Source organism: Aeromonas sp. R9-2 (assembly GCF_040908025.1).
Lineage (GTDB): Bacteria > Pseudomonadota > Gammaproteobacteria > Enterobacterales > Aeromonadaceae > Aeromonas > Aeromonas veronii.
The window spans coordinates 653,232-665,821 of the sequence record NZ_JBFOCX010000024.1 but is presented as its reverse complement, the minus strand read 5'-3'; the positions used below and the strand labels follow the sequence as shown (position 1 = coordinate 665,821).

The window sequence follows — 12,590 nt, the reverse complement described above, 5'->3', positions numbered from 1 at the left end:
TTATGTGCGTGGTTGGTTGAGATGGCTATTTTTGTCATATTGAGCTGATTTTATCACCAGCTATGGCATGTTAGGCATTCAAGATTCTGTTTTTATGGTTATTTCATTTAAATTCAATTGGTTGGTGAGCTGTTGGCTGGTTTAGTGAAGGGTTTTGTATGGGGCTCAAGTGGCGTTTTATAAGTTTTCACCCTCGTAATAGTGTCATTGATGCCATAAAAAGTGCGCAAGGCAATGATTTGACGATTCCTGACGTAGATAGCCCATCCAAAAGAAGTCTATGGGGAGAGTCTGGTTGCCAACCCTTGTCACACCATCACTTTATCAGTCCAGAGTCTTCGCATTTTTACAGCAATACACTGGGTTCATAGGGAGGAGAGCGGTGCATCGGGGGGATACAGAGTGGCAGCTGGCTGTTTTATTAGCGCCAATTTTCCCGTCGGCCTCGGAATAGACATGGCCACAGCAAGAGTGAGGTGCGCAATAGGCCAGAGGCGTATTCTCTGGCTGGGCTGGGCTGGGCTGGGCTGGGCTGGGCGCGAGTAGCGAGCCGCGTAGCCGGTGCATCTGCGTGAGTAATGTGCTTGCAATATAAAAGCAGCGCCGGAGCATGGTTGGGGAAGATATCTGAGTCCCTTCTACAAGATTGAGATATAAAAAGCGGCGTATGACGAGGAGGCTGAACAAGCTCGATTCAGGGTCGACAGAGCACAGGTCAACGCAATCCGGTTTGCAGTGATAAAACATCCACGACGATACCGGAACTCTGTGCGTAGGCTGATGCCGGTTGGTGTGAGGAGGGGAAGGCTGGTGATCAGTCAGATGGCGCAAGGCTTGGGGATCAGGCAACCCATATGGTGAGGGGCACACAGCGTGCCGATGCACCCGTTTTTGCAAGATATTAAAAAACCCTCCGATGGAGGGTTTTTGTCATCAACAGCCGGTTAAATGCCGCTTGGCTTAGAACAGGGTGGTGGAGAGGTTGTACAGCTCCTGATCGAACGGACGCTTCATGTTCTCGATGCAGTCGATGATGTCGTGGTGTACCAGCTCGTTGCGCTGGATACCGACGCAGCGACCACCGTGACCAGCCAGCAGCTGCTCAACGGCATAAGCACCCATACGGCTGGACATGATACGGTCACGAGCAGTCGGGGCACCGCCACGCTGGATATGACCCAGGATGGTGGCGCGGGTTTCACGACCGGTCAGGGCTTCGATGTCCTTGGCCAGCGCGTTCACGTCGGTAACGTGCTCGCAGATGGTGATGATGGCGTGCTTCTTGCCCTTGGCTTCGCCTTCCTTGATCTGCTTGAGCAGCTTCTCTTTGTCGAAGGCTACTTCCGGCACGATCACATATTCGGCACCACCGGCAACGGCGGCGGACATGGCCAGATCGCCACAGTGGCGGCCCATGATCTCGACCACGGAGATACGGTGGTGGGAGCTGCAGGTGTCGCGCAGGCGGTCGATGGCGTCAACAACCACGTTCAGAGCGGTATCAAAGCCGATGGTGAAGTCGGTACCGGCGATGTCGTTGTCGATGGTGCCCGGCAGGCCGATGCAGGGGAAACCCTCTTCAGTCAGCTTCTTGGCCCCCATGTAGGAGCCGTCACCACCGATGACGACCAGCGCATCGATACCGTGTTTTTTCAGGTTTTCGATCGCTTCGGCGCGCACAGCGGGGTCTTTGAAAGCAGGGAAACGGGCGGAGCCGAGGAAAGTACCACCACGGTTCACCACGTCGGAGACGCTGTGACGCTCCAGCTTGACGATGCGATCCTGGTGCAGGCCGAGGTAGCCATCATAAATACCGTAAACTTCCAGGCCATGATGCAAACCGGCGCGAACCACGGCGCGAATGGCTGCGTTCATACCCGGTGCGTCGCCACCACTGGTCAAAACACCAATACGTTTGATTTGTTTGGTCATGAGTGCCTCTGGATCTGAGTTGTCAAATACGAATGTTTAAATAGACAAGCCACTTTTACTATATCGGCTTTCATATGGGATGCGGGGGCCACCATAGGAAAAGCGATACAAGAGAGGGGACGAGCCCCTCTCTTTGCCGTAATCAGCGATTACTTGGCAGCGCCAGCGATGATCTGGGAGAAGTCGTCCACTTTCAGGGACGCACCACCGACCAGGCCACCGTCGATGTCCGGCTGACCGAACAGGTCGGCAGCAGTGGCGCCAGTGACGGAACCGCCGTACAGGATTTGTACTTTGGCAGCAACGGCGGCATCAAAACCGGCCAGGTACTGACGGATGTGGGCGTGAACGGACTGAGCGATCTCCGGAGTGGCAGTCTTGCCAGTACCGATGGCCCATACCGGCTCGTAAGCGATAACGGCGTTGTTGAAGGAGGCGATGCCGCAACGGTCGATAACAGCTTTCAGCTGGGTCTCAACCACGTTCTTGGTCACGCCGGCTTCGAACTGCTCCAGAGTTTCACCGATGCACAGAACCGGCACCAGGCCGCCTTTCTGGATCGCTTCGTACTTGGCAGCAACCACGTCGTCAGTCTCTGCGTGCAGGGTACGACGCTCGCTGTGGCCGACCAGAGAGTAGGTGCAACCAAAGGCTTTCAGCATAGAGGGGGCGTTTTCGCCGGTGAAGGCACCAGACTCGTGAACGTCAGCGTTCTGGGCACCGTAGGCAATTTTGCTGCCAGCGGTCAGTTGCTCAACCAGACCCAAAAAGATAACCGGCGGGCAGACGGCGACTTGCACAGAAGGATGAGCGGCAGCAGCCGGGGTCAGTCCTTTGATCAGAGCTTCTACAGAAGCTTTGGTGCCGTTCAGTTTCCAGTTACCCATTACCAGGTGCTGTCTCATCTTGTATATCTCCTAGGCATTTGATTGCGCGACATTATATGAATTGAACCGAGCCCAAGATAGCTGACCCGGCGGCAAATGACGTAATTTTTTTTCGCTTTCCTGATCCAAATCAGGAATGAAACGCTTGATCGCTCATTCGTTAACCTGCCCCCGCAAGCGAGCCCACCATACCCCAATCCATTCGTGGATGGCAGCTTCGGAATACATCAGATAACGCCCTTTGGGTAAATAACTGTAGAGGGGCTGGGGTACCTGGCTCTGCTTGGCGGTGTAATCGGTGGGGGCCGGCACGGCATTGAGTCCCTGGCCCTGATAGAGGGCCATGGCACGTGGCAAATGAGTGGCCGAACTGACCAGCGCCACCTCTTTTCCTTTCAGATGGCGGCTGATACTGACCGCTTCATCATGAGTGTCTTTGTTGTTTTCAAACAACGTCATCCGCGAACGGGGAATGCCAAGGCTCTCGGCCATCCGGGCATTGACCTCGGCATTGGAGAGGGTATCCCCCGATACATAGCCGGAGAAAACCAGCTCTGCGTCGGGATAGGCCTCAGCAAGGCGAACCCCTTCGAGGGTGCGGGCCAGGGCGATATTGTTCTGCCAACTGCGCATCGGCACCGCCGGGTCGCTGACATGGCCATTGCCGAGCACCACGATGGCCTCGATGTTGGGATGCTGGCTCACCTCGAATGGCGGGAAGGTCTGCTCCAGCCCGCGGGCCAGTTCATAGCTCACCGGCCGCATCCCCATCAGGGCAACAATAAGCAGCGAGAGAGTGGCCACCAGTTTGCCGGTTTTCTGAAAACGGGTGAACCAGAGCAGTAGCAGGGCGACCAGCAGCAGGGAGAGGGAGAAGGGGAGCGGCATCAACAGTTGACCAAGCCACTTTTTGAGCACAAACACGACAGACACTTCCTTGAGTTTTCAGCAAATTCGGGATGTGACAGAATACCTCTCTTTTTTGGGATGGCCACAACCCTGTGGCGCTAATGTTGAGTTTCTCCTTGAAGCACGATCAGAGTTTTGACGGGCGCGCCGACAAGTTCGCTCGCAACATTTACGACTCCACCAAGGGGCGCATCCGCACCACCATTGTCTGGAGCGACATCGAAGCCTGCCTGGCCCGCCTTGGCAACCGACCGCTGCGCATCCTCGATGCGGGGGGCGGGTTTGGCTATTTCGCCCAGAAGCTGGCGGCCATGGGGCATCAGGTGGAGCTGTGCGATCTGTCAGCAGAAATGCTGGAACTGGCCCGCAGCCAGATCGCCGAGAAGGGACTGGAAGACAAAATCCGTCTCATCCATTGCCCCATTCAGGATCTGAAGCAACACGTGACTGGTACCTTTGATCTGGTGCTCTGCCATGCGGTGCTGGAGTGGCTCGCCGAGCCGCGCCAGACCTTGCTGGGTCTGTTCCCTTTCGTCAATGCCGGGGGCATACTGTCGCTGCTTTTCTACAACCGTCATGGTTTGCTATTCCAGAGCCTGGTGGTGGGCAATTTTGACTATGTGCGCCTTGGCCTTCGCAAGAAGCGGCAGACTGCGCTTACGCCCACCAACCCCCAGTTGCCGGAGCAGGTCTATGACTGGATTGGTCGCGGGGGACTGCGCATCATCGGCAAGACCGGGGTGCGGGTGATCCACGACTATATGCGTCACAAGCAGGATCAGGTGGAGAAGTTCGACGATCTGCTGGCCATGGAGCAGCAATATTGCCGTCAGGAGCCTTTTGTCTCCCTCGGTCGCTATATCCATGTGATGGCCCAGAAGCCGGCCAGTTGATTGCTCGCGGTTCACGTCGATGTGAACCATGTTTTCGATGCTACCGGATGTAGCCGCGCGCACGATTTTGCGCCCAATACAACAACGAGATGACAACATCATGATGAGTACATCCCGTACCCTGCCAGAGCGTTCTTTGCCGGAGCTAGTAGGGTGGGTCAGGCAGGAGGGGTTGGCGTTGAGCCTGCCGACCGACCGGCTGGCCTTTCTGATTGCAATCAAGACCCTGTCCGAAGATGAGTCGGACCTGTCGGAAGCGGCGCTGCACGATGCCTTCGGCTATGTCAGCAGCGCCTTCGGCCAGATGGACGAGACCCTCACCGGTCGCGCCAACAACGCCATCAACGATCTCATTCGCCAGCAGCTGCTGTCGCGCTTCAACACCGACATGGTGGCGGGGGAGAGCCTCTACCGCCTGTCGCGCCTGGGTGTGAGCATCGTCGACTTCTTTATGGATCAGCGTCAGGTTGACTCCATCAAGCTCTCCATTCTGCTCGAGCACCTGGCTGCCGAGCTCGACACCGCCCGCAAGGCGGCGCTTGAAACCAACACCCGCGAGCAGTGGGATGCCGAGGTGCTGCCGCGCCTCACCTTCTCGCTGGAAGAGACCCTGGGGCGGATCGATCTCACCCAGCGCGCCATGGATGAGCAGCAGAATCAGGTCAAGAGCGAGATTGCGGCCCTGCTGACCCAGAACTGGGTCGATGCCATTCACAGCTGCGAAAAGCTGCTGCACGAGACCGGCCAGACCCTGCGCGAGCTGCAGGATACCCTGGATGCTGCCGGCCACCGCCTGCAGGCGGGGCTGCTCAATATTCAGGAAGCGGCGCAGGGGCGCGATGACCTGTTTCACGTCGAGGAGCTGACCCATGCCTTGCAAGGTCGTCTTGACGTCATCACCAGCTGGGGTCAGCAGTGCATCGAGCTCTGGTCCCGCTACGACAGACACGTCCACAAATTTATCCGCAACGCCATCGACATGGACAAGAACCGCGCCTTCAGCCAGCGGCTGCGCGAGTCAATCCGCAATTTCGAGCAACACAACTGGCAGCTGCGGGTGGCCGAAGAGCCCCGTCTGCTGGAGCTGCGCGACGAAACCATCGCTATCCACGAGGAGGAGGTGACCGGTGAGGTGCCCCTCGAGATGGAGTATGTCGAGATGGTGGACATTAACCAGGAGCTGGCCGAGCGCATCGAGCGCTATCTGGCCCGCTACCCCGAGCAGGGCCAGCAGCTGGACTTGGCCGATGTGCTGCGGGAATACCTGCTGGACTACCCGGCTCATGCCCACTTCGATGTGGCGCGTCTTCTGATCGACCAGGCCGTGCGCCTGGGCCATGCCAGCGGCGAGCGCGAGCTGCATCGCCAACCCGCATGGAAACCCATTAACCAAGCTGGATCCAAGGTTCAGGCCTATGTCATTGATCAATACTGAGTTTCCCTTGCCGCTGCGGCTCGCAGAGGCGATTGCCAACCCCTTGTTTCCGCGCATCGACACCGCCTTGCGCTCCGGTCGTCACATCAGTGCCGACGAGTTCGAGCAGCACTCGGCGCTGGTCGAATATCACAGCGAGCTGGAGATCTTCTACGGCCGCTATCAGGTGGAGCTGATCAAGGCGCCGGAAGGCTTCTTCTATCTGCGCCCGCGCCCGAGCTCCGACATCGGCACCACTGTGCTCTCCGAGCTCGATATGCTGGTGGGCAAGGTGCTCTGCTACCTCTACCTGAGCCCGGATCGTCTGGCTTCCGAAGGGGTATTCGCCATGGCCGAGCTGCAGGAGGAGGTGCTGAGCCTCGCCGACGAGAAGCAACTGCTGCGGATGGTCAACAGCCGCTCTGGCGGTACCGATCTCGACAAGAAGAAGTTGCTCGAAAAGATCCGCACCTCCATGCGCCGTCTGCGTCGCCTTGGCATGATCACCGCCCTTGGCAACGGGGATAAATTCCGGGTCAATGAATCGGTGTTCCGTTTTGCCGCGGATGTGCGCTCCGATGAAGATCCGCGCGCCGTCCAGCTGCGGATGATCCAGGAGGGTGAAGCCATCTTCCACGACGACGAAATGCCGAGCAGCGACTCGCTCTTTGATGACATCGAGGCGGATCTCGATGAAGAACAACTGGATCTGGAGGTATAACCGGTGCGAGGCAAGTTCAAATCCCTGACCATGGTCAACTGGAACGGCTTCTTTGCCCGGACCTTCGATCTCGACCAGCTGGTCACTACCCTTTCTGGCGGCAACGGCGCGGGCAAGTCCACCACCATGGCGGCCTTTATCGCGGCGCTCATCCCCGACCAGTCACTGCTCCATTTCCGCAATACCACGGAAGCGGGATCGAGCAGCGCCTCCCGTGACAAGGGGCTCTACGGCAAGCTGCAGCGCGGCCACTGCTATTCCCTGCTGGAAGTGATGAACAGCCGCGAACAGCGGATCTGGGTCGGCGTGCACCTCGAGCAGGTGGCCAACCGTGACAACAAGGTCAACATCACCCCGTTCGCGCTGGTGGATGTGCCGGAGAATCTGGCACCGACCGATCTGCTGCTGGAGAAGCTCGATGGCGGCAAGGGTCGGGTACGCGCCTTTACCGATCTGAAAGGGGCAGCCGCCGAGCTGGGGGCGCTGAAAGTCGCCAAATTCAATACGGTGACCGACTATCACAACTTCATGTTCGAGTTCGGCATCACCCCGAAGAAGCTGCGTGATCAAAAAGATCGCGGCAAGTTCTATCGCCTGATCGAAGCCTCCCTCTACGGCGGCATCTCCTCGTCCATCAGCCGTTCTTTGCGTGAATACCTGCTGCCGGAGAACTCCGGGGTGCGCAAGGCGTTTGCAGACATGGAGGCGGCCATCTATGAAAACCGCCGCACGCTGGAAGCGATCAAGGAGACGCAAGGTCAGCGGGATCTGTTCAAGAACCTGATCACCGAAACCACCCACTATGTGGCGGCTGACTATGTGCGCAACGCCGCCGAGAAGAGCCGCCTCTCCGAGTTGGCCCTCAAAGCGCGCCAGGAGCTGGCCGACAAGCGCCGCATTCTGGCCGAAGAGAAGCAGCGCGCCATCTATCTGGCCGACGAGGTGGAGCAGCTCACCAACCGCGAGAAATTGCTGACCGACGAGCTGGAGTCTGCCTCCGAGCATCTGGCCAAGGTGATGGCGGCCGTCAGTTTGCAGAAGAAGATCGAGATGTACCGTGCCGATCTGGCGGATCTCTCTGACAAATTCGAACAGCAGCAGGCGGTAGTGGAGGAGATCCACGGCCAACTGCTGGAGGTGGAAGAGCGCAAGGAGCTGGCACAGGCCGAGGTAGACAGTCTCAAGACCCAGCTGGCCGACTACCAGCAGGCGCTCGATATCCAGCAGACCCGCGCCATCCAGTACCGTCAGGCGGTGCAGGCTCTCGATGCTGCCCGCGAGCAGTGCGAGCTGCCGGGGCTGACCGCCGAACAGGCGAGCGACACTCTGCACCAGTTCCGCGCCGCCGAGCAGAGCCTCACCAGCCGGGTGCTGGGGGCCGAACAGCAATTGGCGCTGGCCAAGGCGGCGGTGGCCGAGCACGAAGCGGCGCTGGCGCTGTTGCTCAGCATCGCTCCGGAAACAGTACGCGAGGCCGCCTGGCCTACCGCCCAAGCGCTGCTCAAGCGTCACATCGAAGACAAGGCTCGCATCGCCCAGGGGCAGGGGCTGCGCGCCGCGCTGGCTCGCCTAGAGAAAGAGAGCGAAAGCCAGAAGAGTCTCTTCAAGCTGCGTGACGAGCTGCAGCAGGCCTCCGGCCAGCTGATTGCCAGCAGCGATGAGCTGGAGATCTTCCTCGAAGCCCAGCGCACCCGTCAGGAGGAACTCTCCGAGCAGCAGGCGGAGGTGAACCAGCGCCGCGCCAGCCTCGAGCATCAGGGCACCCAGCTGGGCCGTGACATTGCGGAGCTCACCAAGCTGGCGCCGCGCTGGCTGAAATCCTTTGAAAAACTCGAGCAACTGCGCGAGCAGAGCGGTTTGCCGCTCGCCACCGCCGAAGAGCTTTCGGCCGGTATGCAGACAGTGCTCGACAAGGAGCGCGAGTTCGAGCAGGAGAGCAATCGCATCGCGGCCCAGAAACAGGCGCTGGAGCTGCAAATTCGCAACCTGCAGCTGGGGGCTGGCGAGGCGGATCCCCGCCTTGCCCGCATCGCCGAGCAAGTGGGGGGCGTACTGCTCTCCGATGTCTACGACGACATCTCCATCGATGATGCCCCTTACTACTCCGCGCTCTACGGCCCTGCTCGCAGCGCCCTGGTGGTGCTCGACCTCGAAGGTGCCATCGAGCGGCTGAAAAAGCTGGAAGATTGCCCGGAAGATATCTACCTGATTCAGGGCAACCCCGACTCCTTTGACGAGGATCTGGTGGAAGCGGACGAGCTGGGGGACGCCGTGCTGGTGCGCACCAGCAAGCGTCAGGTGCGCTTCTCCCGCTATCCCGAGCTGCCGCTGTTTGGTCGCGCTGCGCGGGAAAAACGGATCGAGCAGCTCGACCTTGAACGCGAATGGCTGATCGAGGGTTACGCCAAGGCTGCGTTTGAGCAGCAGAAGTACCACCGTCTCTACGGTCACTTCCGCGACTTTATCGGTCAGCATCTGGATATCGCCTTCCGCCCCGACCCCGAAGCCGAAGTGCAGGCCAAACAGGCCGAACTGCGCGCCTTGCAAGCAGCCATCGGCGAGTGCGACAAGCAGCTGAGTGATGCCAAAGCGGCCGCCGCTCAGCTGACTCGCCATATCCAGCTGGTGCAGGGGATGCTGCCCTTTGCTCACCTGTTTGCCGAGACTGATCTGGCGGCCCGCCTCGAGGCGGCTCACGCCGATGTGGAAGCCCTGAAACAGGCCGAAGCTTTTATCGCCAAACACGGCAAATCGCTGGAAAAACTGGAAACCATGGTGCAGGTGCTGCGTCAGGATCCGCAGGATCTTGCGGCGCTGCAGGCAGCTTACGATGAGGTGAGCAACCTGCTGGCCGAGCAGAAGCGCCGTTGCTACGCCCTCGATCAGCTGGTGGCCCGTCTGCCGCACTTTGCCTATCAGGATGCACAAGACCTGCTGGGCAAGGCCTCCGAGATGAGCGAGCGACTCAAAGAGAAGCTGAAGGCGGCAGAGCTGGCAGCCCGCACCGCTGGTGAGCAGCACAAGCAGATTGCCCAGCGCCACACCGAGGCGTTGCAGCTGCGCACTGCGCTGAACTCCAGCGTCGAAGCCAAGCGCCAGACCCTGACCGAGTTTGAGCAGGAGCTGGCGGCCATGGGGCTGACCCTCTCTGACGATATGGAAGAGAAGGCGCGCGCCCACAAGAAAGAGATTGAAGAGCTGCTGATCCGCACCCGCTCCCGTCGCACCAGCGCCGAGGCCCAGTTGCAGGTCACCAAGCGCGAGATCGAATCCCTCGGTGGCCGTCTCAAGCTGGAAGGGAAGGATTACTACAGCGCCCGCAAATCCCTGGTGGGTCACAAGGCGAGCTGGTCGCGGGTGGTGCGTCTGGCACGGGAGACCGACGTCGAGAAGCGCCTCAACAAGCGTGAACTGGCTTATCTGGACAGCGACGAGCTGCGCTCCATGTCGGACAAGGCCCTCGGCGCCCTGCGGGTGGCGGTGGCCCACGACGAGGCCCTGCGCGATGCGCTGCGTCTCTCCGAGGGCAATCGCAGCACCGAGCAGAAGGTGGCCTTCTACGTGCAGGTCTACCGTTACCTCAAGGATCGCATCCGCAACGACATCATCCGCTCCGATGATCCGGTCGAAGCGATCGAGGAGATGGAGATCGAGCTGGCGCGTCTGGCAGACGAGCTCAAGCAGCGGGAAACCCATCTGTCGCTCTCCTCTCACGAGGTGGCGGCCAAGATCACCAACATCATCCGCCGCGAGCAGAACCGCATCCGGGTGCTCAACCAGGGCTTGCAGAACATCGCCTTCGGTCTGGTGCGCGGGGTGCGCCTCAACGTCAATATCCGCGAGGCCCACACCCGTCTGCTGACGGCGCTGGCCGACCAAACTGCCATGCACAACGATCTGTTCGCCGACAAGGAGCTCAGCTTCTCCGAGGCGATGGCCAAGCTGTTCCAGCGCCTCAATCCGCAGATCGAGCAGGGAGATCGCAGCTATCAGGTGATGGGCGACGTGCTGCTCGACTATCGCAACTATCTGGAGCTGGAGATCGAGGTGCAGCGCGGTGCCGACGGCTGGCTGCGTGCCGAGAGCGGTGCGCTCTCCACCGGCGAGGCGATCGGTACCGGTCAGGCCATCCTGCTGATGGTGCTGATCAGCTGGGAGGAGGAGTCCCGCCGTCTGCGCGGCAAGGATATCGCCCCCTGCCGCCTGTTGTTCCTCGACGAAGCGGCCCGTCTGGATGGCAAATCCATCGCCACCCTGTTCGAGCTGTGCGAGCGGCAGGATATGCAGCTGCTTATCGCGGCGCCCGAGAACATCAGTCCCGAGAAGGGCACCACCTACAAGCTCATCCGCAAGGTGCAGGGCAAGCACGAGCACGTGCATGTGGTGGGTTTGCGTGGTTTCGGCTTTGCCGATGACAAGCTGATTGCCTGAGAAGTCTCTGGCCCATCCGACACAGGATGACCGGTAACTAGTTGAAAGGGAGGCATTTGCCTCCCTTTTTGCATGGAAGATATGGCAAAGTAGCCGCACCGTCGCTGCTGCCTGACAACAAGGCGAGTAACATGGTGAGTGCCTTGGAGCTATGGCAAGGTGAGAGCTCCCGCCTGCAAGTGTGTCGCCAGCGTCACCGGCTGAATCGAAGAGTAAAAAGTGCGCATAGCGAAAAGAAGAAGAGAGGAGAGGGGAAAGGTGCAACATATCCAGAAAGGGCTGCTGTTATCTCTTTGCCTGCTGCTGGCGGCCTGTAGCAGCCGTTATGACGAGAGTCACGGCGGCAGCTGGCGCGGCTATAGCGAGACCGGTTACGCCAGCTATTATGCCGACCGTTATCATGGCAAAAATACCGCCAGCGGCGAGATCTATCGCAACAACCTCAATAGCGCCGCCCATATGGAATTGCCCTTCGGCTCCATGGTGCGGGTCACCAACCTCGCCAACGGCAAGAGCGTAGTGATCAAGGTCAATGACCGTGGCGCCTTTAAAAAAGGGCGTATTATCGATCTCTCCAAATCGGCTTTTAGCGCCATCGGCAATATTCGCGACGGGATTATCAAGGTAAAAATAGAAATTTTATAAGCTGAAGAGGGTTCATTAATTAATCTAATTAATGAGGGGAGCAACCTCCCCTTCAAAATAAAGTATGATATTGCATTAGGTGACGTTTGTAATAAAGGTCGGATTTAAATTATATTTTTTTGATACTCTTAATGATGCTGAACCCTCGATTAATTGGTGAGCAGCCCAAGCTTTATCTGAAATAGGGTGAAACAAAACAAACTTAGCTAATAATTCCGTAAGTTGTTCTTTGCATATCAAATTATCACCAATAAAATGATAAGATTTTCCGCTATTTAAAATAACACCTTTCAAAGATAAAGACTCAATTACCGAGTGCACAAGCGCTATATTTAACCCTTCTGATTTTATTTTGAAATCGAGCATGGGGATGTGCTTTTTCTCCCCGCTATCTAGAATTACTTCTGAGTTGATAGCTAAGTTCTCATACTGATTGCAATTTAAAAAATCCAATACATCTTTGCTGAGAACATAAATATATTTATTGTTTTTATTGTGATGAATTGCCTCAGAAAGAATTCTAGGTGTAATTTTATTCTCTTTTACACACGTAGTGAAAAATGCCTCCCAGAAAGAGGTTGAATTGTTTTTTTTGTACTCTATGCTGCACTCAATTAAATTTTTTTCATCGAGAGAAAGTGGACCAACTCGATCTTGTACTTTATTGGAAAATGAGAAGCAAAAAAAACGAAAAACTTCTATTTCTGGATGTTTTTTTATCAATGTTTCGATATGTTTGAAAGAAGTCATAACGCCTC

General features: G+C 57.6%; 9 protein-coding genes. 5 read left to right on the top strand and 4 right to left on the bottom strand.

The features are described 5' to 3' along the window. Positions 1–960 precede the first annotated feature (960 nt). The 3 genes from pfkA to elyC form a co-directional block, all read right to left on the bottom strand. Positions 961–1,932 (bottom strand): 6-phosphofructokinase, encoded by a 972-nt coding sequence (gene pfkA, locus AB5Y71_RS12035; RefSeq protein WP_005336840.1) that lies wholly within the window; start codon positions 1,930–1,932, stop codon positions 961–963. A 149-nt stretch (positions 1,933–2,081) separates the two neighbouring features. Next, positions 2,082–2,837, bottom strand: a complete 756-nt coding sequence (tpiA, locus tag AB5Y71_RS12030) for a triose-phosphate isomerase (protein ID WP_005336839.1) — start codon at positions 2,835–2,837, stop codon at positions 2,082–2,084. Between the two features lie 135 nt (positions 2,838–2,972). Continuing rightward, positions 2,973–3,743 (bottom strand): envelope biogenesis factor ElyC, encoded by a 771-nt coding sequence (elyC, locus tag AB5Y71_RS12025; RefSeq protein WP_368171671.1) that lies wholly within the window; start codon positions 3,741–3,743, stop codon positions 2,973–2,975. Positions 3,744–3,844: 101 nt separating this feature from the next. On the opposite strand from elyC, the gene cmoM reads away from it, so the two are divergent. The 5 genes from cmoM (at position 3,845) to AB5Y71_RS12000 (ending at position 11,832) form a co-directional block, all read left to right on the top strand. Then, positions 3,845–4,621, top strand: coding sequence for a tRNA uridine 5-oxyacetic acid(34) methyltransferase CmoM (gene cmoM, locus AB5Y71_RS12020; RefSeq protein ID WP_033113262.1), 777 nt, complete (start codon positions 3,845–3,847; stop codon positions 4,619–4,621). 100 nt (positions 4,622–4,721) lie between these two features. Beyond that, positions 4,722–6,056, top strand: coding sequence for a chromosome partition protein MukF (mukF, locus tag AB5Y71_RS12015; protein WP_368171670.1), 1,335 nt, complete (start codon positions 4,722–4,724; stop codon positions 6,054–6,056). Further along, positions 6,037–6,756, top strand: a complete 720-nt coding sequence (gene mukE, locus AB5Y71_RS12010; protein WP_005345759.1) for a chromosome partition protein MukE — start codon at positions 6,037–6,039, stop codon at positions 6,754–6,756. Before mukF ends, mukE begins: the two co-directional genes overlap by 20 nt. Before the next feature lie 3 nt (positions 6,757–6,759). Then, complete coding sequence (gene mukB, locus AB5Y71_RS12005; protein WP_236380682.1) at positions 6,760–11,187, top strand: chromosome partition protein MukB; 4,428 nt, start codon at positions 6,760–6,762, stop codon at positions 11,185–11,187. 258 nt (positions 11,188–11,445) lie between these two features. Continuing rightward, positions 11,446–11,832 carry a septal ring lytic transglycosylase RlpA family protein gene (locus AB5Y71_RS12000; protein ID WP_368171669.1) on the top strand — a complete coding sequence of 129 codons (387 nt, stop codon included), beginning with the start codon at positions 11,446–11,448 and terminating at the stop codon, positions 11,830–11,832. A 75-nt stretch (positions 11,833–11,907) separates the two neighbouring features. Here the strand turns inward: AB5Y71_RS12000 and AB5Y71_RS11995 are convergent, their stop codons facing one another. Continuing rightward, a complete protein-coding gene (locus AB5Y71_RS11995; RefSeq protein WP_368171668.1) occupies positions 11,908–12,582 on the bottom strand; it encodes a hypothetical protein in 675 nt (224 codons plus the stop codon). Between the last annotated feature and the right edge of the window lie 8 nt (positions 12,583–12,590).